The sequence below is a fragment of the Egbenema bharatensis FJBBOT/2019 genome, from assembly GCF_048077055.1.
Classification (GTDB): domain Bacteria; phylum Cyanobacteriota; class Cyanobacteriia; order Elainellales; family Elainellaceae; genus Egbenema; species Egbenema bharatensis.
In genome coordinates this window covers 6,660,060-6,685,235 of record NZ_CP182236.1, presented here as the reverse complement: position 1 = coordinate 6,685,235, position 25,176 = coordinate 6,660,060, and the positions used below count along the sequence as shown (strand labels likewise).

At 50.2% G+C, this 25,176-nt stretch carries 21 protein-coding genes and 3 pseudogenes; 10 read left to right on the top strand and 14 right to left on the bottom strand.

Annotated features, from left to right (window positions below; all coding sequences use genetic code 11):
• The first annotated feature begins 217 nt into the window (after positions 1-217).
• On the top strand, positions 218-1,765 hold the full coding sequence (locus tag ACM1PF_RS31025; RefSeq protein WP_416670317.1) for an AbgT family transporter: 1,548 nt from the start codon (positions 218-220) through the stop codon (positions 1,763-1,765).
• Here ACM1PF_RS31025 and ACM1PF_RS31020 read toward each other — a convergent pair.
• From ACM1PF_RS31020 to ACM1PF_RS30985, 8 genes are all read right to left on the bottom strand, one after another.
• On the bottom strand, positions 1,753-3,537 hold the full coding sequence (locus tag ACM1PF_RS31020; protein ID WP_416670316.1) for a GumC family protein: 1,785 nt from the start codon (positions 3,535-3,537) through the stop codon (positions 1,753-1,755). The two genes, ACM1PF_RS31025 and ACM1PF_RS31020, sit on opposite strands and share 13 nt — an antisense overlap.
• A 360-nt stretch (positions 3,538-3,897) precedes the next feature.
• A complete protein-coding gene (locus ACM1PF_RS31015) occupies positions 3,898-4,515 on the bottom strand; it encodes a YHS domain-containing (seleno)protein (RefSeq protein ID WP_416670315.1) in 618 nt (205 codons plus the stop codon).
• A 275-nt stretch (positions 4,516-4,790) separates the two neighbouring features.
• Positions 4,791-5,240 carry a hypothetical protein gene (locus ACM1PF_RS31010; protein WP_416670314.1) on the bottom strand — a complete coding sequence of 150 codons (450 nt, stop codon included), beginning with the start codon at positions 5,238-5,240 and terminating at the stop codon, positions 4,791-4,793.
• Positions 5,241-5,416: 176 nt separating this feature from the next.
• Complete coding sequence (locus tag ACM1PF_RS31005; RefSeq protein ID WP_416670313.1) at positions 5,417-5,851, bottom strand: hypothetical protein; 435 nt, start codon at positions 5,849-5,851, stop codon at positions 5,417-5,419.
• A gap of 32 nt (positions 5,852-5,883) precedes the next feature.
• Entirely contained in the window at positions 5,884-6,792 is a 909-nt protein-coding gene (locus tag ACM1PF_RS31000; protein ID WP_416670312.1) for a hypothetical protein, read from the bottom strand.
• Between the two features lie 2 nt (positions 6,793-6,794).
• Entirely contained in the window at positions 6,795-7,511 is a 717-nt protein-coding gene (locus ACM1PF_RS30995) for an FHA domain-containing protein (protein ID WP_416670311.1), read from the bottom strand.
• Positions 7,512-7,933: 422 nt separating this feature from the next.
• Positions 7,934-8,449, bottom strand: coding sequence for an FHA domain-containing protein (locus ACM1PF_RS30990; protein ID WP_416670310.1), 516 nt, complete (start codon positions 8,447-8,449; stop codon positions 7,934-7,936).
• Between the two features lie 212 nt (positions 8,450-8,661).
• Positions 8,662-9,387 carry a Bax inhibitor-1/YccA family protein gene (locus tag ACM1PF_RS30985; protein WP_416670309.1) on the bottom strand — a complete coding sequence of 242 codons (726 nt, stop codon included), beginning with the start codon at positions 9,385-9,387 and terminating at the stop codon, positions 8,662-8,664.
• Between the two features lie 333 nt (positions 9,388-9,720).
• Here ACM1PF_RS30985 and ACM1PF_RS30980 point away from each other — a divergent pair, with 333 nt between their 5' ends.
• Positions 9,721-10,506: an RNA polymerase sigma factor SigF gene (locus ACM1PF_RS30980; protein ID WP_416670308.1), complete on the top strand. Its 786-nt coding sequence runs from the start codon at positions 9,721-9,723 to the stop codon at positions 10,504-10,506.
• A 7-nt stretch (positions 10,507-10,513) separates the two neighbouring features.
• Here the strand turns inward: ACM1PF_RS30980 and ACM1PF_RS30975 are convergent.
• The 4 genes and pseudogenes from ACM1PF_RS30975 to ACM1PF_RS30960 form a co-directional block, all read right to left on the bottom strand.
• A protein-coding gene (locus ACM1PF_RS30975; protein WP_416668472.1) for an IS630 family transposase occupies positions 10,514-11,652 on the bottom strand; the annotation gives its coding sequence in 2 pieces (ribosomal slippage) (positions 10,514-11,217 and positions 11,217-11,652; 1,140 coding nt in all).
• Between the two features lie 796 nt (positions 11,653-12,448).
• Positions 12,449-12,769: pseudogene (gene psaB, locus ACM1PF_RS30970) on the bottom strand (photosystem I chlorophyll a apoprotein A2); the annotation flags it as partial.
• Positions 12,760-12,840 carry a hypothetical protein gene (locus tag ACM1PF_RS30965; RefSeq protein ID WP_416676878.1) on the bottom strand — a complete coding sequence of 27 codons (81 nt, stop codon included), beginning with the start codon at positions 12,838-12,840 and terminating at the stop codon, positions 12,760-12,762. The gene ACM1PF_RS30965 and the pseudogene psaB, both read right to left, overlap by 10 nt.
• Entirely contained in the window at positions 12,809-13,024 is a 216-nt protein-coding gene (locus ACM1PF_RS30960; RefSeq protein ID WP_416676876.1) for a hypothetical protein, read from the bottom strand. The genes ACM1PF_RS30965 and ACM1PF_RS30960 overlap by 32 nt, the downstream gene beginning before the upstream one ends.
• Before the next feature lie 391 nt (positions 13,025-13,415).
• On the opposite strand from ACM1PF_RS30960, the gene ACM1PF_RS30955 reads away from it, so the two are divergent.
• Positions 13,416-13,670: a hypothetical protein gene (locus tag ACM1PF_RS30955; RefSeq protein WP_416670307.1), complete on the top strand. Its 255-nt coding sequence runs from the start codon at positions 13,416-13,418 to the stop codon at positions 13,668-13,670.
• 28 nt (positions 13,671-13,698) lie between these two features.
• On the opposite strand, the gene ACM1PF_RS30950 is transcribed toward ACM1PF_RS30955, so the two are convergent.
• On the bottom strand, positions 13,699-13,932 hold the full coding sequence (locus ACM1PF_RS30950) for an NfeD family protein (protein WP_416670306.1): 234 nt from the start codon (positions 13,930-13,932) through the stop codon (positions 13,699-13,701).
• A gap of 755 nt (positions 13,933-14,687) precedes the next feature.
• Between ACM1PF_RS30950 and ACM1PF_RS30945 the strand changes: the two are divergent.
• From ACM1PF_RS30945 to mgtE, 5 genes and pseudogenes are all read left to right on the top strand, one after another.
• A pseudogene (locus ACM1PF_RS30945) lies at positions 14,688-17,483 on the top strand (NB-ARC domain-containing protein); the annotation flags it as partial.
• A gap of 68 nt (positions 17,484-17,551) precedes the next feature.
• A pseudogene (locus ACM1PF_RS30940) lies at positions 17,552-17,623 on the top strand (hypothetical protein); the annotation flags it as partial.
• Between the two features lie 111 nt (positions 17,624-17,734).
• Positions 17,735-18,328 (top strand): WD40 repeat domain-containing protein, encoded by a 594-nt coding sequence (locus ACM1PF_RS30935; protein WP_416676874.1) that lies wholly within the window; start codon positions 17,735-17,737, stop codon positions 18,326-18,328.
• Positions 18,329-18,448: 120 nt separating this feature from the next.
• A complete protein-coding gene (gene pgm, locus ACM1PF_RS30930; RefSeq protein WP_416670305.1) occupies positions 18,449-20,110 on the top strand; it encodes a phosphoglucomutase (alpha-D-glucose-1,6-bisphosphate-dependent) in 1,662 nt (553 codons plus the stop codon).
• A gap of 300 nt (positions 20,111-20,410) precedes the next feature.
• The gene (gene mgtE, locus ACM1PF_RS30925) at positions 20,411-21,802 is read left to right on the top strand and encodes a magnesium transporter (RefSeq protein WP_416670304.1); all 1,392 of its coding nucleotides are present in this window, start codon (positions 20,411-20,413) and stop codon (positions 21,800-21,802) included.
• Between the two features lie 253 nt (positions 21,803-22,055).
• Here mgtE and ACM1PF_RS30920 read toward each other — a convergent pair whose 3' ends face one another.
• On the bottom strand, positions 22,056-23,270 hold the full coding sequence (locus ACM1PF_RS30920; protein ID WP_416670303.1) for a glycosyltransferase family 4 protein: 1,215 nt from the start codon (positions 23,268-23,270) through the stop codon (positions 22,056-22,058).
• 104 nt (positions 23,271-23,374) lie between these two features.
• Here ACM1PF_RS30920 and ACM1PF_RS30915 point away from each other — a divergent pair, with 104 nt between their 5' ends.
• The gene (locus ACM1PF_RS30915; protein WP_416670301.1) at positions 23,375-23,506 is read left to right on the top strand and encodes a hypothetical protein; all 132 of its coding nucleotides are present in this window, start codon (positions 23,375-23,377) and stop codon (positions 23,504-23,506) included.
• Between the two features lie 28 nt (positions 23,507-23,534).
• Positions 23,535-24,485, top strand: a complete 951-nt coding sequence (locus ACM1PF_RS30910; RefSeq protein WP_416670299.1) for a glycosyltransferase family 2 protein — start codon at positions 23,535-23,537, stop codon at positions 24,483-24,485.
• Positions 24,486-25,176 lie beyond the last annotated feature (691 nt).

The window sequence follows — 25,176 nt, the reverse complement described above, 5'->3', positions numbered from 1 at the left end:
CCTGGCGATCCAGGATGAGGATGGGCAAGATATCGATCCTGCAAGCTATGAATTGCATCAGAGGGCTTTAACTGGTCTACCGATCGGATGATCATCTACCCAGAAGTAATGGCTGATACAGGCATTCTTTAACAATCCCTTAAGAATAGTTGCAAAGCTCTCGGTTAGAACCTGTGTCATTCAAAAATTAGGCTGATGCGTTGAAGGATGAAGATTCGTGGAACAATCAACCCCACCCCAATCTGACTCAGTCAAAACCAATCGATTTCTAGACTCCATTCTGGGTGGCATCGAACGGGTGGGTAACGCCCTTCCCGATCCCGTCACCTTATTTTTACTGCTGGCAGCCCTGGTGATTCTGATCAGTGCTATTGCTGCCGCTGCCAATCTTTCTGTGGTGCATCCCGCCACCGAAGAAACGATCGCCGCTGTTTCCCTGCTGTCCGCCGATGGACTCCGGCGCATCATTACCGATGCCGTCACGAACTTTGTTGAATTTCCTCCTTTGGGAATGGTGCTGGTGGCCATGCTGGGAGTTGGATTATCGGAGTATACCGGACTGCTTTCAGCGGCCCTGCGGTGGGGCGTATCTGTCTCTCCATCCGCTCTGGTTTGTCCCGCGATGGTGTTTCTGGGAGTCATGTCCAATCTGGCTTCCGATGCAGGTTACGTCGTCCTGACTCCTCTGGCGGCCATGCTGTTTGCTGCCCTCGGTCGTCATCCGATCGCTGGACTGGCCGCAGCCTTTGCTGGCGTATCGGGTGGATTCAGTGCCAACCTGCTCATTGGCACCCTCGATCCTCTCCTGGCAGGAATTAGTCAGGATGCCGCTGGTTTAGTTGATCCCAACTATGTTGTGAACCCCACGGCCAACTACTACTTCATGGCCGCTTCCACCTTCATGATTACCCTGGTGGGCTGGTTCATCACCGAGAAAATTGTCGAGCCGCGCCTGGGAACCTATACCGGAGAGCAACCCACCGAAGAAGAACACGCCTTAACCGCCCGCGAGCGCAAAGGACTCCGATGGGCCCTCTATTCCCTGCTCGCTTTTTCCGCGCTAATCGCCATTCTCACCCTGCCCTCCAATGGCATTCTGCGTGATCCAGAAACGTTGTCGATCGTCCCGTCCCCTTTCCTCAACGGCATCGTCATTTTGATCGCTCTGGGCTTCTTGATTCCGGGCATTGTCTATGGCATTCCCGTGGGCACCGTGCGAAACGACAAAGATGTGGTCAAGGGAATGTCGAACGCCATGAGTTCCATGGGTTACTACATTGTTCTGGCCTTTATTGCAGCTCAGTTTATTGCCTACTTTAACTGGAGCAACCTGGGCATTATTTTGGCCGTCAATGGGGCAAATCTACTGGAAGCCAGCGGGTTTACTGGCATTCCCCTTCTCCTCAGCTTTGTCCTGCTGAGTGCTGTGATTAATCTGTTCGTCGGATCGGCTTCTGCCAAGTGGGCGATCATGGCTCCCATCTTCGTACCGATGCTGATGCTGGTTGGTTACACTCCCGAACTGACCCAACTGATTTATCGCATCGGGGATTCCACCACCAACATCATCACACCGCTGATGGTCTACTTTCCGCTGATCGTCGCCTTTGGGCAAAAGTTTGATCAGGACTTGAAGATTGGCACCCTGATTGCCACGATGTTGCCCTACTCGATCGCCTTTTTAATCAGTTGGTCAATCTTCTTTGCCATCTGGTTTGTCCTGGGATTACCCCTGGGGCCAGGAGCCGCCATTCAGCTAGGATGAACGAGCTGCGTCTGGGCTGGATCTCCTGGGTGGGATTGATTCGTCTGCATGAGTCTTGAGGCAGAACCAGGACGGCGCTTCTCCTCTGCCACTACTCCCACTGCAACCCCCATCATCACACCCAGGATCGCGGCTGAAGCAAAATCATTCCTGAGATTGTGTAAATAGTCGGCTTTGGGTTGACCTTCCGCATTCGTGGCTAGCTCTGGTTCTGCGACCACTTGCCATACCGCATCCTGTTGCATGGTTTGAGCTTCCAGAAGATTCTGGCGATCGAAATACTGTTGCAAAATTTGGGTTTTAGCCTGTAATTTCTGACGCAGATCAGCATAGTGTCGTAGAATCACAGCGAGTTCCTGTTTGCGTTCTGTAATTTCGGTTTCAGCCTGCTGAATCGTCTGCTGACGAATTTCTAGAATGTTCAGATAGTGGATTGTGCCGATCGCTTGCTGGAGTAGTTCCAGGAGGGCAGGATCCTGAAAAACGGGATCTTGTAAATTTGCTTCAGGATGATTAATATGTCGCGCTAACACCTGGCCCGCTTCCTCATGGAGCTTTTCCACCAGCCCCCGATGCTGTTCCTCCAGGGCTGCGAGATCCGTCCCTGCTGCCCGGTAGGTACTGAGGCCCATCGCAATCTGGCGATCGAGTTGCCGAAATTGCTGCAATTGGGACTGATAGCGGCTATCTTGTTCCAGCAACGTCTGGGCGATCGATTCCTCTGGAGACAGGGCCATCCGAGCCTGTAGCTCATTGAGCTTTTGACGAGCCTCAGCCTGTTTCCCGGTAATTTCTGCCTGCTGTTGAGCCACTTCAGCGGCACGGGTGGAAAATATCCGTACCTGAGCCTCTAAATTTTTTAATCCATACTGCTGATGAAAGTCCTGAATTTCATCTCGCAACGCAGCGATTTTTTGCTGAATCTGGGGAATCTGCGTTTCGATAAATTGTAATCCCTTACAGGATTCACTCCGGCACTCCTGCCCATAATCGACATAGGTATGCGCCAGCTGTGCGAGAACCTGTTTAAGTCGTTCTGGATCAGTATCGCGGTAAGTAATCTCTAAGGTCTGTTCAGAGGTTCGCGTAATATTCAGATTGCGTGTAAAGTCACGATAGTTTAGCTGCGGATTCTCCGATCGCAGTTGTTCCACGATCGGCTCAATCAGTTTGTGACTTTGCAAAATCCGTACGTGCGTATCAGTAATGCGTTGATTGGTGTCCTCAATTTGGGGTGTGGGAATCGGTTCTGTGCCCTCTGTATCCGCTTCAGCCTGAACCCCTAACTGAAACGATCCTTCGTACTGAGGAGCCTGATTGACCACCTGGCCGATCGTACCTGCAGTGACAGCGACCACCACACCAGCCGCAATCCCTGCCTGACGAGGAATTCCAGTGGAACGGTGGATTGAGCAGTCTTCTGGCTCTTTGAGAGACTCAAACTCATCCCCCTGCGCATCCAAATGATTATCTCCATGATCATTTGAATACTCATGCAAATACACAGGATGCTCTGATCCTGAACCAGACTCAAATCGTCCACCCAATAGACAGTGATCAGCTTGAGGCTGATTGTCTACCACATTTCGACGCTCAGAGACGCGGAACTTTAATGGATCATGGATTCGCACATCCAGTTGAACAGTTTCCGAAAAATGATCTCTATAGAAAAACTCTAATGATTGTCCTTTCGATGTATGGGTTGCAGCAGATGCCAACTTCGCCTGAACAGACACCATCGCATTCGCTGATTTTGGTGGGGTAGCGACCATCTATTAACATCCTCCCGTAGAACAGCTTCCAGTAGAACAAGCAACCGAGTGGGGCGTTTTCGCCTGGAACATCCGTACTCAACCCATTGAATCCTGATCCAGATTTTCAAACGATCGGGGCTGTATCCGGAAAAATGCTGTTGAGACTTGGCGAGTTTGCGCTAAACGGGGATGAAATTAGGGGTGCTACTGGGGAAGATCAAAAGTCCCCCTTTTGAAGGGGGATTTAGGGGGATCTGAAGATTTGTGGAATCAGCCAGGATCTACATACACGGTAGCCCTGAAAAGGGGGACTTTAAACTCCACTCGAATGACCGCTGATTGAATTCCTGCTCTGAGGCGACCATTTCCCCCACAGGATTATAAACCCGCCTGAATGCCCGGCCAGTTTTGATCAGCTTTGTCAATATTGCCAGGAATATCCCGCTCCCATCGCCGTTGAATACCGGTATTGGCATTGAGATAAAGTCGATCGTCTACAATTTTCCAGGCATTGGGATCGATCGGAGCGGTGTAACCCTGACTCACGGCCCAGGCGCAAAACCCGCCATACTCAGGTGCGTACCGTTCTGGATCGCTGGCAAACAAATCTCGATTTTCAGCACTGGAAAACCACCAGGTGGCATTGCCCCATTCATAGCTAAAGGATTCGCTGCCTGCAACGGGCCGACCTTCGCGGAAGTACGCCACCGGATCAGTCCCTCGAATCGCCACACCGTCACTACTAAAGAAAACGAGATTTGAATCCTCTGTCGCCTGGGGGGCAGCTGCTTCAGGTTCAGCCCCATCTTCCGTTGAATTCGCCTCCGTTGGATTGACTGCCGCTGGATTCGTCTCCGCTGGTGCTTCTGGGTAAGTTTCGATCTCTGATTCAGTAGTGGTTCCAGATGTATCGCCGTAGCGGGGAGCCGTACATGCAACCAGACCGAATCCTAGGATCGAAGCAATAGCAAAGGTAGCAAGATGTTTAGTTTTCATGGCAATCAGCCCTTAATTAACGTAAAGGTTTTGTCTGAAAATCTGAGACTATCTGCGATCGGCTGCGGTGATGGGCAGGGTGTATCTCAATTTTGCATTTGCATGACAAACATCTGACTGGCAGGCAAGATGCCTGCGCTACGGAAGTTGATCAATTTGCATCAATGGGATGCTCCCTGATTGGCACTGATGATCGGTTTGATGGGGAGTAAACAGGTTGTTAGTCCCTACAGTCCGAGCTCTGGGAATTTCGGAAAATCAACAAATGATTGAGATCAGCTAGTTCTACGCCACTTACCAATCCATTCGCCGCCCCGAAACCGCCAGCGCGGAAACAGCAGACGCATGATCACCCAGGCCATCAAATAAGTTGCTACCCACACAGAACCGTAGTGCAGGATAAAGGTGCCGACATTAAAATGATCTCCGTCAATGTGGGGCAATACACCCAGAATCGCCAGAGCCGCCAGCAGTGCCCCTTCCGCAATGCCTGAAATTAGTTGAAAGGAGCCTGGCCAGTCGTGATCCCATAAAAACTTTTGTAAGTAGTTATACAGGACATCCCAGACCAACCCGAACAGAGCAACATAGAGCAAAACCCAGTAGTAGGACAAACCGGGTTCTGTCCCAAACAATCCAGAGGCGAAGCCCCAGGTCACCAGTAATCCAACTGTAGCCAAAAGAAAGATTCGCGTTTGCCAACGTCCAAAAAGAGTGGGAGTCATAGTGGGAAGAAGTAGAGGGAGTAGGGAGTAGGGAGTAGGGAGTAGGGAGTAGGGAGTGAGAAGAGGTTAAAAACTAAATGGATTTATTGCCATCGGCGATCGTTTTCCTGACAGGCAAGAGGTTTGCGCTACGGATTACCTGACTTAATTCTTAACCTTCACTGCATCTGCAATCCTCAGGGAGCTGTGTTAAACGCCCACTTGAACCATTGCCAGAGGGAACCGATCCCTTCCAGGTACTTGATCTTGGGTGCCCTGGCTCCAGCTAAGGCTTCAGCAGAACGGTGCGCGGCATATTGCAGTCCCAGGAACGTATCCACCGGCGCGTAGGGGCCACCCAGGGTAATTACGCCAGCCGCATACATCCGGCCTTTGCCGTTCCGCATTTTCTTGATTTCAAAATCATTTTCTACGTGGAACCGCATTTGGGGATTGAGATCGAGATTGTGATGCTCGATCAGGTCACGCAGTAAGGGGTTTTCACGCGGATCCGAGATCAATCCCGTACAATCCACTACGAAGTCAGCTTCGATCGCCTCTACCCCTGCATAGTTGCGGCTCTTGACGTAGGTGACAGGTTTCCCCTGCTCGTTGGGTTCTACCTTATCCACCTGCCCAAATTTAATTGTGTACCAGCCCTGCTTCAGCCCTTGATTGACCGTATCGCGCCAGGAACCCCGGCTAGCAGTCGTAGTTCCCCCCAGGCATCCAGCAATTCCCGTCTCCGCAGGGGGTCAGCCGATTCCAGCATCGATCGCATATCGCCGCCCCAGGTGCCTTTGGGCCAGTTGTAGGGCTGAAATTCCCAGTGGTTCTCAACGTAACGTTTAGCATTGCCGAACTTATTTCCGAACTTGGGCGATCGGCTCAGGTGAATCACATGGATATTGGGATTGGCTTGACGGGCTTTGTAGATCCGATCCATGATTTGCGAGCCGACAATCCCGAAGCCGCGCACGACGATCGTGCCGCCAAATTTCTCCAGGTGCTCATAGACGTGATCATGGGGTTCGTAACCGTGAACGACCCGCTTGGTGTCTCCCGTGCGCTGACGGTAATCTTGCAGATCGCTCAACAGCTTGATGGCAGGATAGCCTGTGCAGAGGTGAATGTATTTGGCTACAAGAAAGCGATAGTCTGAAGCCACGATCGGTTGAGTTGCGCTTCCAGCGGTAGGCGGCTTGGTGGCCGAGTAGGCGATCACATAGCGACCATCTTCAGTTTTACGAATGCTACGAACGCTGCCGTACTGCACCATTTGATGCCAGCCAATCCGAGCGGCTTCCCGATCCATTGAGTTGAACACATTATCGGCGATCGGCGTGTAGGTATCAGCCCAAACGGGTTCAGAAAAGACCTGCCAGAGGTTTTGCAGGGCAGAAGGAATTCGTCCAGAGAAAGTTTCCCGCCAAGACTCCCGCAGGGCATACCCCGGCCAACCCCAGACATTATCGGGACAAGAATCAGAACCCGATCGAATCCGTTTGTAGCGAGGAATCTGACAGTTGCGTAGCAGGGCTTCATACCGCTCGTAGGGCTTCCCCGGTCGCAAGGTTAATACCCGAATCTGATGGGGCTTGGCCCACAAACCCGAATCATATCGACCCAGGCAAACGAACCCATCCCACCGCCGATCGCCGCATAGTCAATTTCTTCAACTGGATAGCCCGTGGCGTGGAGGGCATTGATAGAAACGTGCTGAGCGGAGAAAACATCGGCGGGCGGAAAGGCTCTGCGGGTTGGGGATGGAGCGGGAGCCGGAGTAAATGGATTAGATTGAAGACTATCGGTTTCTTCGTCAAAAATGATTGTAGAGTCCCGTTGGCGTTCTGGTGTTGGAGGTTCCGCCTCAACTTCATCCGCAGGCAAAATTGCAGTTTGGGGACTGGAGATAACCGTAGACCCCCCACGACTGAGCCGTGTGGCATTGGGATCTTCTTGTTGAACGGTGACTGTAATGGTGTAGGTGCCAATCCGGATCGTATCCCCCGTGGTTAACGGCCGACGGGAACCCACAACCCGTTCCTCGTTAATCAAGGTACCGTTGGTACTGCGATCCTCAAAAATGACTTCACCCGCCACCTCAAAAATCAGGGCATGGTAACGGGAAATTTCATGGTTGGTGTCCAGCAGCACGAGCTGATACACCGTTTGTCCATCCAGTTCGGTTGGGAGTTGAGCCAATTCTCGCCCAAAGGCGATCGGCAACGGAGACACTTTCTCCTGAGGTTCTTCAGTAACAGGATTATCCCATGTGAGTTGAAGTTGCATAAACAGAAACCTCTTGTACGGCTGATAAGGACGTTATGGTGGAAGAAGAAACTGCCACGAACTGCAACACAGTTAAATCTTGGGCAGTCTATTTTGTGAGTGGGAGCTTGTGAGTATGAGCTTTTGAATATAAACAGAGCAGTTAGCGCGATCGGTAATTGAAGCAGATTTGGAACAATAATATGAACTTAAAGGAACAACCCGTCAGGATTGATCGATCAACAAATTTCAGTGCTTGCTTTCAGTTACAACCGTCTTTCCCTGAGAACGATCGAGCTTATACCGAAACCCCTAACTAGAACAATTTCTCAGCGGGTAAAGTGGCTGAACTTGATATTTTCAATGGACTGGCAAGCCTCAATTCAGGTTCAGATTCAGCCCCAAATCACCGCCCTGGAACCGTTCGATCGCCGGACGAACCATCAAGATGGATAGATCAACGTCGCGCCCAGCATGACGTAGCCGCACACTTCGCAGTTGAATTTGTTGTACTCCAATGGGTGGTAGTGGGGCGATCGAGGGTTGGCGCAAACTCGCATATACTGCGGCTCTTTAGAAGTATCTGTTTTAGCATCGATCGCCTTGACGGTTAACGCCATTCGTCCCAGTTGAATCTGGCTGCCAATGTGCAGGGGCACTTCCTCAGTGACAATTTTTTTCCCGTCTACAACTGCCGGATTCGGCTGCTTGGGGGGCTGGCGATCGCGGGTGAGATTGCGCAAATAAAAGCTTTGAGCATCCGGATTGAAGAAAATTTCAATATGTAAGCCAGAAACGGTTTTTTCTATATTGGGATCAGGATGGTTTAAGACAACGTCACACAGCGTTGCATCTCGCCCGATCCGGATTGAACCCGGTACTCGCGTAGACTGTTGCAAGGAGATGGTTTGTGAGAGATTCTGATTAGCCGATGCCCATTCAAGAGTTAGCTGATGCATAACATTTTATTCAGCGATTGACAATGTAAATGTCCCTAGTGATTACTACAGCCCTCAATGCGGCATTCCGTACTCCTGAGGATATCAATAAAAAATACAGGCACGGATATCGCACCTGTATCAAGAGTAAACCTGATTAGAATCGACGGATGAAGCCGTAATTAATACTTCAAAAATGAGCCGATATTCAGTTAACTTTCGTTAACTTTGCTCTAGTCGCGGTTAATTGCAATCAGCAATCGCAGGATGAAAATGAAGAGGTTGATGTAGGTCAAGTACATGGATAGTGCTGCCGGAAGATACTGATCATCCCGGTACGTACGGGGCAGTACATAGAAGTCAACTACAGCAGCGCCCACAAACAGCAGCACACCAATACCGGAAATGGCAATCTCGATCGGCTGTGGCGTAAAAACACCGAACAGCGCAAAAATTAACTGACCGATCAGCACGACAAACAAAGCAATAATGCCAAGGCGAACGGTCTGCGCCAGGGCAATGCCATCTTTGTCAGATAGATTCGAGCCAATTTGCCGGGCTGCCACGAAGGTTGCCCCACACCCCAGAGCGGCAATGCCGATTCCCTGCATCCCCACACCTGCGGTGCCCAGAGCCACATAAACAATTCCACTAAGGGTATATCCCGATAGCAAACCATAGGTGGCTAGCAGGGGAAGGGCAACTGCATTTTTGCCTTGCTCTGCTACCCCACGGGCGACGAAAAACAGGATCAGTTGCAGAACCAGTGCCCCAATGAAGGTGGGCATGAAGAGGGACGGATTGGAGTCAAGGACTCGCACACCACCGTAGGTTCCTAGCGCAGTCAGGGCAAGTCCACCCCCTAAAAAGGGAAGGGCATTGGCAACCACATTGGGGCCAATCAGGGCCTGCCCCTGGGCCTGACGCATCGCTTCTCGAAAATTACTGGTATTGCTCATAGAGATTCTCTTTGTTAATCTTGCTTAACAAACGGCTAAGACAGTTGAATTTCAATGTCTCAAGTCTAGCTTAGGTCGCATTTCAGGCGATTGCTACAAAGAAACTACTCATCTTAATCTCTCCTTCAGAGCCAATCGACCCTAGTGCAACTGGCATTGGTGCAGACAGAAAACCCTGCAAATTCAGCCGTCTGGAATTGCTCCTTCCAGCGAGGTCAGTGTTTCTGCTGATACTGATTCGCCCCCCTTTTTTCATTCCCGTAAAATAACGATGGTTTGCTAGCTTTCCTCCGATGACAATGAGCCTAAATCGGACGCAAGGTGACACTTCAGATGACGGCAAATCAATCTTCTCTTCGGTCTCACAGCATGGAATTACTGATGGCTTATCAGCAAAATCCTTCCGTGGCCCTTCGCAACAAATTGGTACGGTTGAATGCTGGATTAGTCCGTAAAATTGCTCATCGGATCAGCCATCAATGTGCTGAACCCTACGAAGATCTGGAACAAATTGGCTACCTGGGGCTGATTCGGGCGATCGAGCGGTTTGACCCCAGCCAGGGTTGCGCCTTTAGCTCCTTTGCAGTACCTTATATCCGGGGTGAAATGCTCCACTTCCTGCGCGATCGCGGCAGTTCCATTAAAGTCCCTCGCCGTTGGCAGGATATGCAAAAAGAGGGCCAAAAAGTTCGGACAGAACTGACCAAAACCCTGGGTCGGCAACCCTACGATACAGAAGTGGCGGCAGAATTGGGGGTTTCAGTTAACGAGTGGCGTGAAATCAAAATGGCGACCAAGAACCGCCTTCCCCTCAGCCTGGATGCCACCGTATCTCACCAGGTCGATTCCAGCATTACCCTGGGTGAAACCCTGCCCGATGCCCACTACCAACAACTGCAACGCCTGGAAGAAGATCGCCAACAGCTACAGCACGCCCTGAATCAACTGGAAGCTAAAACCAGAGCAGCGATCGAGTTTGTTTTCTTCAATGATCTATCGCGCAAAGAAGTCGCAGAGCGGATTGGAGTCAGCCCGATGACAGTGACTCGCCGGATTCAGCGCGGTTTGGAGCAGATGGTATCTGTGCTGCAACCTCAAACGCTGCAAACCGATCCCTAGTGGTCTGTCAAGGTTGAAATGAAGGGTAAAGTCGTTTGAGTTTAACCCGTGCATCTTCCGTGGTAAATTGCCAATCGATGGTTCGCAGTTGAGCATTCCTGCGCTGCTCCCACGCTAGTGTTTCTTGTTGCAATGACGGTTGATCTGGAATGCGGCGATCTAGACATTGGCGGGCTAAAACACTGAGTTCAGTTTCAGCCATATTGAGCCAACTGCCGTGAACCGGGGTGTAATGAAATTCCAACTTATCGAGGATCCGCTTGGCTTCTTGGGGTTCAAAGGTGGCATACAATGCCGAAGGGTCATGAGTGTTGAGTTGGTCTTGGACAACCGTGACCCACTCCGCATCCGGATAACGCTCGTCGACCAAGTATTTCATTTGCTGGGCATAATCGTGCTTGGTGCGCCGGTCTGTGACTTGGACATGTCTCCAACCCGCTAAGGGCTCAACGAACATGAACAGATTGTTGACCCCGTTTCGTTCATACTCGTAGTCATAGCGCGGCGGTTGACCCGGTTCAATCGGTAAAGGGACTTGGGTTTCCTTGACTAACTGTTTGCTGGTTTCGTCAAAACAAACTACGGGATAGCGTGAGTCGTAAGAGCGGGTGTAGACACTTAAGATATCTTCCATGTAGTAGACAAACGTCGCATTGGACTCGGGAGGAATCACCCAGCATTCTTTCAACCAGGGCTTGAGGTCGTTTTTTTCAGCGTTTGTCGAACGGTTTCATGGCAGATGCTTTCGACCACCTCTAATTCCACCATTCGCTCAGCTAACAAGCGCAGACTCCAACGGGCTTGTCCTTCGGGAGGCTCACTACAGGTCATCGCAATCAGATGTGCTTCTTGGGATCCATCGAGGCGGCGCGGTTTGCGTTGTTGCTGCACTTGCCGACTCAAGGCACTCTCTAGACCTGTTTCAACAAAGCGTTGCCGCACCCGTTCAATCGTCGCTACACTGATGTCGAGTGCTTGGCTAATTGCTTGATCCGTCCATCCTCCATCTTCTTGGTTGGTGTCGGCTTTGAGCAAAATCCGTGCATGGTTCATTTTGTAAGCAGCAACTTTGCCAGTTGTAGTGAGTTGCTCCAACTCTTTTCGTTCTTCAGCAGTTAGAGAAACGATGTATTTTTTTCGCGCCATAATGGTTTGACTGATTGGAGATAGCTCAAATTATCAATCCATTTACCCTTCAAATCAAGGCTGACAATCTACTAGTACTTGGCGACAAAAATTTGCCTACCCTATTGGCTGCTTGGCTCCCGGCTCCTGACTCCCGATTCCTGGCTTCTGACTCCCTTTGAAGGGTTGTCGAACTTACGCCAGCGTCTACTAGGGGAATGGAATCTACTCTATGAAAACTACTCTATGGTTATGGATTATGGATTAGAGGATTTAAACCATAAAGATACTCAGGCAAGCAAATTGAATAACCTGAAATTCTTGTGGGTTGGGCAGCGTTTCGACTGAGCTTTCGACGGCTCGAGTGAGCCTTGCCGAACTCCTGAGCTCAAGCCGAAGGGCTCAAGCCGAAGTCTTGCCCGCCCAGTCAACAAAGCAGAATGATTGACAGGTTATTTAATTCACAATCCGCAGCGAATTGAGGGGAAAATTCTACCCCAGCTAAAGTTTCAGTTTACCTATAGCAATTGAGGAAATCGTTAGGACAAGTTTCGTGGTCTTAAATCCATCCGTTCTGGATTGCACCCACTCCTAATGTCCTACGTCCTAACTCTCTAAATCATCGTCCGATCAGGGGTAGCACAGGAATGTACCTACCCCTTTTTAAGGCAGGTTGAATCAATACCGTTGCCGAAACTTTTAATAAAGGAACGGGAATGACCCGTACTGACAGGTTACTAACCCCTCAGTTTGAACGAGTCAATCCCACGTTGCATGCTAATGCTTTACCTTCGATCGCTAAACAGGACAATCGGCGTTAACCGTATCGACTAGCCGTTGAGGCAATCAGGAAAGCGGCATAGGTGAGGATGTACCCAACCGTGAAGTGCGACAGTCCAACTAACCAACCCTGGACGATCGACAATGCCACAGATTTTTCTTTCCAGCGAACCAGGTTTGCCAGGGGAGTCCGTTCATGGGACCACACCAGCGTTTCAATTAGCTCTTGCCAATAACCTCTCCAGGCAATCAGGAACATGAATCCGTTGGCCCAGACCAGGTGTCCGAAGAGGAACATCCACGCCCAGACGGCCAGATTGTTCATGCCGTAAGGGTTGTATCCGTTGATTAACAGCGAAATTCAGCGTTTTTGAACCAGGATAGGGACGGACGGAATTTAGGTTGCAGATGTAACCAACCTGCAAACAGAAAAACCGCTGCCAGGAGCAAAAGGAAGATCGAACCCGTTCATAAATCCTGGTTGCTTCGCATCCCAATCGTGTACCACCAATGGTAAATCCCCGAAGTCGTGGGCGGTGGCAATTCCGTACCAGATCCGGCGCGTGGTCGGATCCTGGGCTGTATCCTGACTAAATTTCGGAAATTTGGAAATTCTTGTATTGCAAATTACGAAGAGGCATGATCTGATTTTGCCCTCAGGTTAGATGCCGTTATCTGATGTTTACGACATGATCAAAAGAGGAGCGGGTTGATCAAAATAATGAGTTGGAGTGTCGGGGAAGATGCGCTTCAAAGCTTTATTGGTTACCGTACTACTATCCTTCACTGTTGTTGCAGCAATTTATTACGGACTCATTAATCCGTAAAGGTCAAATTCGCACCAATCTATGTTTTCCCCAGGTCGTTCATATTTATTTGTTCATATTTGTTTAGATATATTGCTTCATCACTATTGATTTTTTAGGTATTTCTTACAACTGTATCTCAGTTACAAGAAGCAGCAATCACAGGAAGCAATAATCACAAGAAGCGGGAGCGTGAGAATGAATTTAATTTGTTTAGTGGTGGCATGGACATTTATCGTAGCGACGGTGTGGAGCATTGGCGCAGCCGTTCGAGAAGCAGTCAAATCTACGCAGAAACTGCACCAAATTCCCTGCTCTAAGTGTCAGTTTTTCACAAACAGTCACTATCTCAAATGTCCTGTACATCCGAGTAGAGCTTTAACTGAAGAGGCAATCAATTGCCCGGACTATTTTTCTCAGTTGAATCCGTACGGCCGATCGGAAAATATTTAGTAATTGATTGGGTAATGCCTTCCTGGGGTTAGCTAAAGGAGGCAGGTGTAACCAGCAGTGTAATCCCTTCGATCGCAATCACCTTGACAGACTGACCGGGTTCCATCGTCACCGACGGGTTAGCTTGATAGAGCCTGGCGAACCAATAGCTGCCCTGAAATTTGACTCTCCAAAGTTGACCCTGTTTTACGGCACTATCGACCACACCTTGTATTGGTTCTGAAAACATACTGGGATGGGGGGGCAAGAAAAAGTGTCTCAAGATTTCACCTCGACCTGAATGATCTAGCTTGTTGAGGTTCCCATTGATGTTAGGGTTCAGAGATTAGGATTTATAGCCTCTGCTACCGCCGTGCCGGGATTGTGAGCTACTGTAAAAGAACGCCTCACTTGAGTGAGATTTGAATTGTCATCACACCACGATCGCTTTCATACAGCATTGCCCTACAGCGTTTGATCCGGCTTCAATCAGACCGACGTTCCAGAGAAATCCCAGACTCCACATCTATAGCGTCCGTTCACAACCCACTAGGGGAAGAGCGTTCCCAGGTTTAGCATTGAGTTTAATTGAGTTCAGTCGTTCAATATGCCCAAGTTATCTCACTTTTGTGAGTAAATCAAGAGCTTGGCTGGAAAAAATCTAAATTTCTCACAATTATTTAGTTGGAATCTCACTTTCTGCGGCTCATTTGCTTGGTCAAGGGGGGCTCCCAGTTTTGCATTCGCATGATTCACTGGCAGACAAGACTTCGGCTTGAGTGCTCAGTCAAAACGCTGCTTGCGCGCTACGGTAGTCGATCCATTGGCGTAAATGGGATGCTCCCGATTGATGCCCAGGTTTTTCCAGTGCTCCCTACCAATAGGCTCAGAGATTCTCACAAGAATGAGGTTGATTCATGAAATGAAAAATCACTTAAGTGATTTTGTGCTAAAAATGGTGAATATGCATCGTATTAATCGTCTTCATCGTCCTTGATTTCATTGCCCATTTGATTACCCAGGTGTGAGCGTAACACTGTGATTCCTCAAAAGGTTCTTAAAGCGATCGCGCATCACTATGGCGTGTCTGACACCGAGCTGGAAGTGCTAGCCCTCGCCATTACGGGTCAGTCTATGAAAGAGATTGCCCAGGACTTGGAGATCAATCCAACTGCTGTCCGCAAGCGATTGGGTGAGGTTTATCGAAAATTTGAGATCGAGGGGAGCGGCCCTGGTAAATTAGCCAAACTTCAGCAAATTTTGATTGCTGAATCCCAAAAACCACCCCATCAGCCCTCCTCGGCAGGGGCACCAACCCGATCGCCCCAATCCCCGGAAACCCGCTTTGAGCCAGAACCATCCCAGTCCATGAATGGCTCCAGAACCCTGGCAGTCCTGACTCCCCCGGAATCGAGGCAGTCGATCGACCTGGACTCAACGCCATCCACCGGAACAGACTCGATCGCCATTGATACTTTCTACGGGCGAGAGCGGGAATTGGCAGAACTCGAGCAACTGGTTCGGGGCGATCGCTGCCGGTTGATTGCCCTGCTGGGGATTGGTGGCATGGGCAAATCCAGCCTGTCCCTCAAGCTGTTTCAACGTCTTCAACCTCAGTTTGAGCGGTGCGTCTGGCATCCGCTGGAGAATGCCCCTCCCCTCAAAATTCTGCTGCTTGAACTGATTCAAGCCCTGTCCAATGGACAAGAGATGGATGTACCGGAACACGATCGCCTGAAGTGGTTGCTGGATTATCTCAGCCAACATCGGTGTTTGATTGTCCTGGACGGCATGGAAGCGGTATTGCAGGCGGCGGATCTGGCGGGCAATTACCAGGCGGGGTATCAAGATTATGGAGAATTCATTGAGCGAGTAGCGCAGGTCTGCCATCAAAGCTGCTTGATGCTCACCAGTGCTGAAAAACCGAAGGAGTTGGTCAGCCTGGAAGGGAAAAAGGTGCGTTCCTATCCCCTGGGAGGATTAAGCCCTGAGGATGCGCGGGAGATCTTTCGGGAACGGGGCATTCAGCCTGAAACGGATGGAGAATGTCAGGCGATCGTCGATTTGTATGATGGCAATCCCCTCGCGCTCAAAATTGTTTCCAGTACGATTCAGGATTTGTTTGGTAGCATTGCAGAATTTTTGGAGCAGGGAGCCAGGGTGTTTGGCGGGATTACCACGCTGCTGGATCAGCAGTTTACCCGTCTATCAGCGTTTGAAAAAGACATCATATATTGGCTGTCCATCAGCCGGGAGCCAGTTTCCCTGAAGGATCTACGGGAAAATATGGTTCCCCTGGTTCCTCAACCTCGACTCCAGGAAGCATTGGAATCCCTGGGACGGCGATCGCTGGTGAAGCGGCATAAGGTTTTGTTTTCCCTCCAGCCCGTTGTGATGGAGTACACAACCGATCGATTGGTGGAGCACATGGGGCAGGAAATTCAGCAGGGTGAGATTGTGCTGTTCAATCGCCATCCCCTGATTCAGGCGCAAACGCAGGACTACTTGAGGGAAACCCAACTGCGATCGATTCTGCACCCCTTAAAGGAAAAATTGTTGACGGTTCTGGAAACGGAAGATGCCATTCAGTCGCGTCTGTTCGATCTGATTGCAACCTGGAGACAGCAATCACCGCTCAAGCCAGGGTATTTAACGGGTAATGTCCTGAATCTGCTCTGGCAAATGGGAGCCGATGTCAGCGATCGAGATTTTTCTCGGTTAGTGGTGCGGCAGGCCTATCTGCAAGATATGACCTTGCAGGGCGTGAATTTTCGAGAGGCGGATCTATCCCAGACTGTGTTTGCCGAAACCCTGGGCAGCATTTTGGCGATCGACTTTAGCCCCGATGGCCAACTCTTAGCTACAGGCGATACGGATTACAAAATTCATCTGTGGAATGTGGCGACGGGAGAACAACAATTGAGCTGGCAGGGCCATGAGGATTGGGTGCGATCGATTCGGTTCAGTCCAGATGGTCAACTGCTGGTCACGGGAAGTGAAGATCAGACGATTCGACTGTGGGAGGTGAAGACCGGTCGTTGCCTGAAGACGCTGGAAGGCCATACCAGTTGGCTACGGGCGGTGACATTCAGTGCAGATGGCAAAAAATTGGCTAGTGCCAGTGAAGACCGGACGGTGCGGATTTGGGAGGTAGAGACTGGGAAGTGCCTGGGGGTGCTGAGACAGCATACGCGGACGGTGCGATCGGTGGCCTTTAGTCCCGATGGCAAAATTTTGGTGAGTGGCAGTAGTGATCAAACCGTGCGGATTTGGGATGTGGATACGGGAGACTGTCTTCAAACCCTGAATGTCCATCATCGCGGGGTTCGATCTGTCACCTTTAGCCCGGATGGTCAACTGCTGGCAACGGGCAGTAGCGATCGCACTGTGCGGCTCTGGGATACGCAAACCTGGACTTGTTTGAACACATTAGCTGGACATATTGGCTGGGTCTGGTCGGTGGTCTTTAGTGCCGATGGTCAAATGCTTGCCAGTGGCAGTGAAGATCAAACGGTGCGGCTGTGGGATGTAGCGACGGGACACTGTTTGAAAATTCTCTATGGTCATGCAAGCTGGGTGCGATCGGTGGCCTTCAGTCCGGATGCCCAAACGTTGGCTAGCGGCAGTGATGACCAGACGGTGAGGATCTGGAACACAGCAGGACAGTGCCTCAAAACCCTCCAGGGATACGCCAGGGGGGTGCGATCGGTGGCCTTCAGCCCCAACAGTCGCCTATTAGCCAGCGGTAGTGAGGATCGGACGATTCGGCTCTGGAGCGTGGAAACGGGGCAATGCTTGCAAACCTTGTCGGAACACACGAACCGCATCTGGTCAGTGGCGTTTAGCAGCGATGGGCGGCTGTTGGCCAGTGGGGGGAGGATCATACCGCTCGGTTGTGGGACGTGGCGACCGGCCAGTGCCTCAAGGTGTTGTCGGGTCATAGGGATGGGGTGCATTCGACGACGTTCAGTCCAGATGGGCAAGTTCTGGCAACGGGCAGTAGCGATCGGACAATCAAGCTGTGGGATGTGGCGACGGGGCAGTTGTTGGGAACCCTGGAAGGCCATACGGATTGGGTGTGGTCAGTGGCGTTTAGTCCCGATGGCAACTTATTGGCCAGCGGCAGTGGCGATTTTATGGTGCGGCTGTGGGATGTGGCAGCCCAGCAATGTCTCCATGTGATGAGAGGTCACACCCACTGGATTCGCTCGATCGCCTTCAGTCCCGATGGGCAAACGGTAGCCAGCAGTAGTGTAGGGCGAACGGTGCGGTTCTGGGATGTCAAAACGGGCACAGAGCTACGGACTCTCAATGGCTATAGCAAGGGAATTCGATCGGTGGCGTTCAGTCCCAATAGCCTAACCCTGGCCAGTGGTAGTGACGATCGCGTCGTGCGGTTGTGGGATGTGGAGTCGGGTGAGTGCCTCCAGACTTTTCCAGGCCATACGGGGCGGGTGCAGTCGGTGGCCGTTAGCTCCGATGGCAAGCTTCTAGCCAGTGGCAGTAACGATGAGGCGATTAAGCTCTGGGATATTCAAACCGGACAAGAAATTCAGACTCTGCAAATCGATCGTCCCTACCAAGGCATGGTGATTACGGGAGCTAAGGGGCTGTCTCTCTCCCAGCGAACCACGCTCATGAGCCTGGGGGCGATCGATCATGCTTTGATGAAGGAATAAATCAAGGAATCGCAAAATCCTGATTTTAATCCGTTGAAGGGTCGTTCTCCACACTGAGGTTTCGCAGCATTTCACGATATCCTTAACGTGGCAAACCATGACGGGATATGGAGCGCGCGAATGCAAACCGTAGATGAAAAAATCAACCCCTTAGCGGGCAAGCCTGCACCTGCTGACAGTTTAATTGACGTTGCCAAACTATTGCAGGAGTATTACTCCCTTCGTCCTGACCCTGCTAATCCCCTCCAGCAAATCAGCTTTGGTACATCGGGGCATCGAGGTTCCGCCGCCAATGGCACATTCAATGAAGATCACATTCTTGCCGTGACTCAGGCGGTGATCGAATATCGCCAAAGTAAAGGAATTAACGGGCCGCTCTACATGGGGATGGATTCCCACGCCCTTTCCAGCCCTGCCCAGAAGACTGCCCTGGAAGTACTGGCAGCCCATGAGGTCGAGGTATTCATTGCCCCAACGGAAGGCAATGCTCAATTCACCCCAACGCCGGTGATCTCCCACGCCATTCTGACCTACAACCAGGGCAAAACGACGGGATTAGCCGATGGGATTATTATCACGCCCTCCCACAATCCGCCAACGGACGGTGGGTTTAAGTATAATCCCCCTTCCGGTGGGCCAGCAGAACCGGAAATTACCAAGTGGGTGCAGGAACGAGCTAATCAGCTAATCGCCGACGGTAACAAGGGAGTCAAACGGATTTCCTATGAATCAGCCCTTCGCGCGCCCACAACTCACGTTTACGATTACATTACGCCCTACGTTAGCGATCTGAGCAGTGTGATCGATCTGGAAGCCATTCGAGCGGCTGGAGTCCGGATTGGAGTCGATCCCCTCGGCGGTTCTAATGTGGGCTACTGGGAACCGATCGCCAATCACTATGGCTTAAACCTGACCGTCGTGAACCGAGCAGTGGATCCTACCTTTGGGTTTATGACCCTGGACTGGGATGGCAAAATTCGGATGGATTGTTCATCCCGCTATGCCATGGCCAGCCTGGTCAGCATCAAAGATGATTACGATATCGCCTTTGGCAACGACACCGACTCCGATCGCCACGGGATTGTCACCCCCAGCGTCGGGTTAATGAACCCCAACCACTACCTTGCTGTCTCCATCTGGTATTTGTTTACCCACCGCACGGGCTGGTCGCCGGATACCCGGATTGGCAAAACCCTGGTCAGCAGCAGCATGATCGATCGGGTGGCAAAGGAAATCGGTCGGCAACTGAGTGAAGTGCCTGTGGGCTTCAAGTGGTTTGTATCAGGATTAATGGACGGCTCCTTTGGGTTTGTCGGAGAGGAGAGTGCCGGAGCGACTTTCCTGCGTCAAAATGGTACAGTATGGACGACTGACAAAGACGGCATCATTCCCGGACTGCTGGCGGCTGAAATTACGGCCAAAACAGGCAAAGATCCTGGATTGCACTATCAGGATCTCACGGCTCGGTTGGGCAAACCCTACTACAATCGGGTGGACTCTCCAGCCACGCCAGAACAAAAAGCCCGTCTTAGCAAGCTCGCTCCTGAAGATGTTAAAGCCTCTACGCTGGCAGGGGATGCGATCACTGATAAACTGACCAAGGCTCCTGGCAATGGCGCAGCGATCGGTGGATTAAAAGTAACGTCAGCCAATGGCTGGTTTGCGGCTCGGCCATCAGGGACAGAGAACGTGTACAAAATCTATGCCGAAAGCTTCAAGAGCGAAGAACATCTAGCGCAAATCATTAATGAAGCCAGTCAGATTGTTAATGAAGCTCTGTAATTGGGCTTAATGCAGGAAGATGGGGAGATGAGACGGAAACCCACCAGATGATCTTCCCATCCTGGTTGCCTGACAAATCTTTTCCCGTAGGTTGGGTTGAACAACGTGAAACCCAACACCAGTCTATGTTCTGTTGGGTTACGCTATCGCTTTTCTGGTATGCCGGAACGGCTTTACCCAACCTACGGGAGAATGAGGGTTTCAGGAGTTTTGTCAGTCAATCAGTTTCCCATCTTTCCTGTAACAGGAATGTTGGTGCGGGATGAATCTATAGTTTTGCAGATGGAAGGAGTGTAACCCTTGACGGATTCACAAGCCGTAATACCTGCGGGTTCTCGAAGTGAGTTGCGCCACATTGTGCGGGAACAGCTCAAGCTGCTGCTGGAGCAAAAAAACTACGAGGGTGTAAAGTCGCTATTGGTTCCAGTGCAGCCAGTGGACATTGCTGAGGCGATCGAAGAATTGCCCCAGTCAACGCAAATTCTGGCCTTTCGTCTGCTGAAAAAGCAGGAAGCGATCGAGGTGTATGAATACCTCAGCCCAGAAGTTCAGCAATCTTTACTGCAAGAGTTCCGCGATCAGGAAGCCATTGATATTGTGGAAAGCATGGCTCCAGATGATCGAGCCAACCTGTTTGATGAATTGCCTGCCAAATTGGTGCGACGAGTTCTCTCCCAGTTGCCTCCAGAAGAGCGGGAAGCGACAGCTTTGTTACTGGGCTACAAACCGGGAACCGCCGGACGAATGATGACCCCGGAATATATTTCCATCCGGGATAATCTAACCGCCAGTCAGGCTCAGGAGCGGATCCGTCGGCTGGCAGAAGATCGGGAAGTTGCCTATTACGTCTATGTGACGGGTGACACTAAAAAGCTAGTGGGTACGATTTCCCTGCGGGATTTAATTTTGGCATCGCCGGATCAGCCCATCCGTGAAGTGATGACAACTGATGTGATCTACGCTGATACGGATACCGATCAGGAAGAGGTAGCCCGGTTGATTCAGCGGTACGACCTGTTAGCCCTGCCGATCGTCGATCATGAGCAGTTGTTACTGGGGGTTGTCACCATTGATGATGTGCTGGATGTGGTGCAACAGGAAGCCACGGAAGACATCTACACAATGGGAGGGGTGCAGGCGGATAAGGAGGATAACTATTTTGAGATTAAGTTTCCAGCCGTAGTGCGCCGCCGGATTCCCTGGCTGATGGTTTTGATTCTGACGAATATCGCAACGGTATTCATCCTGTCAAACTATGAAGCGGTGCTGGATGAAGTCGTTGCCCTGGCCTTTTTCACGCCACTGCTAATCGATACGGGTGGTAATGTGGGGGCCCAGTCTTCTACCGTAGTGATTCGGGGATTGGGAACCGATGAACTGCGTTATAAAAAACCGGTTTGGGTGGTGATTCGGGAAACGCTGGCAGGTGCTTCTCTGGGAATTATTTTGGGAGTCATCGTGATTGGGGTCGCCTTAGCCTTTGTCGGTCAGGCTGCGATCGCCTTTACGGTTGCCATCAGTCTCTTAATTATTGCAGTACTGGCAGCCACCGTTGGAGCGATGTTGCCCTTTGTCTTCCACAGGCTGGGCTTTGATCCAGCCTTAATGTCTGCCCCGTTTATTACGACGATCGTTGATATTTTGGGCATTCTGGCCTACCTCAACGTGGCTAAACTGTTTTTGGGAATTTAATCCTCTCTTTCCTGAATGGGCACTCTATAGCGATATGCTGACAAACCTCGGCAACTGGTTTTTTCTATTGGGCTCGCTTCTGTTTACCCTGGATGCCGCTCTCAATGTCTTTATGAACCATTCAGTACAGGATTTAATTCTGTTTGGCGGCAGCCTATTATTCACCCTTGGCTGCATTTTTTTCCTTTTAGATATGCCTGCACGGCGCAGAAAACGACCTGAACGGTGAGATGAACCTTCAACGCTGGTTCGTTTACCCTCCTTGCATCACCATTTTTTCATACTGCCTTCCCGCACTTTCCCAGGTATAGTTTTGTTCCACAAACTGTCTAGCTGCCTGGGAAATTTTAATTCGTAACTCAGGCTCTTGAAACAGTCGATCGACCGCTTCCACATATTCCCCAACCTGATTCGCTCGCCAGGCCCGTAAAGGTTCATTGGTCTGATCAACTGCCAGCCCTTCTAACCCTCGATCGCTCCCTACCACAGGCACTCCAGCCGCCATTGCCTCCAGCGTTTTATTCTTAATCCCAAATCCAGTTCGCATGGGAATCAGGCATACCGTTGCCCGATGCAAATAATCTGCCATAGAAGGCACTTGCCCGGTTACGGTAATTCCTGGAATTTCTCCTAACGCTTTTACGTCTGGAACCGGACGAGAGCCAACCAGTTCCAGGGTCGTGTCTGGATAGCGTTGCTGAATGGCTGGAAAAATCTCCAGGCTGAGAAAGCGGGCTGCGTCAATATTCGCTACATTGTCCATTGCGCCAATAAACACCAGCCGATGTCCACCAGGATCTTGGGTTCGATAGGGAAAGTGGGAGAAATCAACACCATTTGGAATCACGGCAATCTCAGCATCAGGATTGAACCTGCGAATTTGTTGCGCGTCCTCGGCGGTTGTCACGACAATGCCTGAGAACTTTTGGCAGTAGCGATGCTCATAGCGATACAGCAAAGGCAGATTCAGTCGATCGCGCCAGAGATGCTCTGAAGTTCCAGTCGCCAACAGATTTTTGCAAGTGCCATAGACCGAACTGTGAATATTCACGATCGTCCGCACCTGAGACAGCCACTGAGGTCGGACATACACCTCATTGACGCAATGTTCGCAGGTGATGACATCAAACTTGCCATTGCCCACTGCCTGATCCAGCCAATTTTGTGCCGAGGGGAGATGAATCAAATGGACATTGGGAGGGGTTCCAGTTCCAACAAACTCAGCCCAGCGAGCCAGTTTCCCCATTGTGCCTGCCGTTCGATCGGGGGGACGGGAAAACACTACCAGCTCATCCACCGATTGTTGCAGAGCCGCAATTTCTGCATCTGTAACTTCTGGAGTCTGTAGGGTCAACAGGGTGACATGATGGGATTGGCGCAGATACTTTAGCAAATTAAACGTTCTCACCTGTGTCCCGCCCCGTGTGGGTGGGGAAGGGAAGGTTGAGGAGAGCATCAATACTTTCATGAATGTTCAAACCCTTATCAGCTAAATCAAACAGCGTGTTAGTGTACCCGTTTCGTCGGGAAGTCTAATAGTGAACCAGGATTAGCTCAGGATGAGATAGATCAATGCTCATCCCACTTATTACTGGGCATTACTATTGGTGGGCATTGCCTACCACTACCCATCTATTGGTGGGCATTGCCCACCCTACTACCCATTCCCCATTCCCCATTCCCCATTCCCTATCCCTCAACTAGTATTCCCTCACTCTTAAACTGAATCACCATGAACCCCAAAATTAGTGTCTGTATCCCAACCTATAATCGATCGCAATTGCTTCCGATTGCTATCACCAGTGTGTTAGAGCAAACCGAATCTCAGTTTGAAATTATTGTTTGTGATGATGGTTCATCCGACGATACTGCTGCGGTAATGGAACGGTTTCTTGAGGATTCACGAGTGCGCTACATTCGGCATTTACACAATATTGGCAAAAGTAACAATATGCGATCGGGGTTTGAAGCGGCAACGGGGGATTATTTCATTAAGTTTGACGACGACGATCGCCTGACTCCAGCATTTCTGAGCAAAACAGCCAGCATCCTGGACGCTCATCCAGAAGTGGACTTTGTCGGAACAGATCACTGGATTATTGATCCGTTCAATCAACGCGACCTCAGGGCCACTGAGTTAAACTCACAGCGTTGGGGGCGCAGTGCGTTAACGGAAGGAATCATTACAGAGCTATTAGAAGTGGTTTTTATCCAGCAAAGTTTGCAAATTGGCGCAACCCTATTTCGCCGAGAGGCATTAGCAGAAGTGGGATATATGCGACCCAATCTGCAAAATTGTGAAGATAATGATCTGTGCGTTCGCCTTGCCCTGGCTGGAAAAACAGGATATTACTTAAACGATCGCCTGATGGAATATCGGGTTCATGCAGAACAACAAGGAATCCATCGAGCCATTCCCTATCTTAAAGACAAAATTTCTTACCTGGAGAGCTATCAGTTTGAATCTGAAAGATTAGAAAAAATTCGCCTGATGCGTTTAGTAGAAACTCAATTGCTTTTAGGATTACGTCTGATTCAGATTGGTCAAACTCAAGTAGGTCGGCGTTTAATCTGGCAGGGGCGATCGGCTGGATTGTCCAAAGCTATCGTCGGGATGGGGCTATCGGCGTTACCGCTATCCCTACGAAAATCTGCTTTTGCGCTAATTCAGCAGAGAAATTAAGTCTCGCTGGATAGAATTTCCCCTACCGCCTGCGGCTCTTCCCCTTATCCAGGGGAGGTTGGGAGGGGTTGGCATGATGGGCAACCTTAGATTGAATTGGTATAAGTTCAATTCAGCCATAGAAAAGCTTAATTTTGTATACGGTTTAACTGAAACAATATCAGTCAAAAACAAACTAGGTTTTTTGTAAATCAAGCTACATTTTTAATCATTAATTTTGCCAGGATTCAACTGAGTGGATGCGATCGTAAAACTCCTGCTCACCGATATAGATTCCTGATGATATTGATTAACTCTACTCAATTTTCTTCATAAATAATTAATGACATTAGATCAAAGCCATGCGGAATTGTTCCAGCAAGGATTGTTGAGATCAGGTAACTGGAGAACTCGGACAAATTCAAGCCCATCCTCCTTGCAAACGTAAAGTTTTGTTCACTCAGAACATTCTTGTGAGGTTGAGATTGCTAGAAATACCTCAATTTCAATTGAGCATCCGGCAAAATGGCTGGTTTTTCAGTCTTAAGGATGAAACCGATTGAATGAAGGGACGTTAAACCTATACCTAGAAGTTCACAAAAAATACACCTAAGGGGGTGGTCATTTTGTCAAACGATTGTTATCTTTTTTAATACATTCTAGTTTTTGACCGGTTCTGGGCAGACTTACACGTAAGATTCAGATTCAGGTC

Bases quoted from the DNA above. Each gene is read 5' to 3' on its own strand.
- ACM1PF_RS31010 (WP_416670314.1), bottom strand. From the start codon at position 5,240: ATGACTCCCACTCTTTTTGGACGTTGGCAAACGCGAATCTTTCTTTTG.
- ACM1PF_RS31015 (WP_416670315.1), bottom strand. From the start codon at position 4,515: ATGAAAACTAAACATCTTGCTACCTTTGCTATTGCTTCGATCCTAGGA.
- ACM1PF_RS30995 (WP_416670311.1), bottom strand. From the start codon at position 7,511: ATGCAACTTCAACTCACATGGGATAATCCTGTTACTGAAGAACCTCAG.
- ACM1PF_RS30985 (WP_416670309.1), bottom strand. From the start codon at position 9,387: ATGAGCAATACCAGTAATTTTCGAGAAGCGATGCGTCAGGCCCAGGGG.
- ACM1PF_RS30915 (WP_416670301.1), top strand. From the start codon at position 23,375: ATGCTCATCCCACTTATTACTGGGCATTACTATTGGTGGGCATTGCCT.
- ACM1PF_RS31020 (WP_416670316.1), bottom strand. From the start codon at position 3,537: ATGGTCGCTACCCCACCAAAATCAGCGAATGCGATGGTGTCTGTTCAG.
- ACM1PF_RS30910 (WP_416670299.1), top strand. From the start codon at position 23,535: ATGAACCCCAAAATTAGTGTCTGTATCCCAACCTATAATCGATCGCAA.
- ACM1PF_RS30990 (WP_416670310.1), bottom strand. From the start codon at position 8,449: ATGCATCAGCTAACTCTTGAATGGGCATCGGCTAATCAGAATCTCTCA.
- ACM1PF_RS30920 (WP_416670303.1), bottom strand. From the start codon at position 23,270: ATGAAAGTATTGATGCTCTCCTCAACCTTCCCTTCCCCACCCACACGG.
- pgm (WP_416670305.1), top strand. From the start codon at position 18,449: ATGCAAACCGTAGATGAAAAAATCAACCCCTTAGCGGGCAAGCCTGCA.
- ACM1PF_RS30955 (WP_416670307.1), top strand. From the start codon at position 13,416: ATGAATTTAATTTGTTTAGTGGTGGCATGGACATTTATCGTAGCGACG.
- ACM1PF_RS30980 (WP_416670308.1), top strand. From the start codon at position 9,721: ATGACGGCAAATCAATCTTCTCTTCGGTCTCACAGCATGGAATTACTG.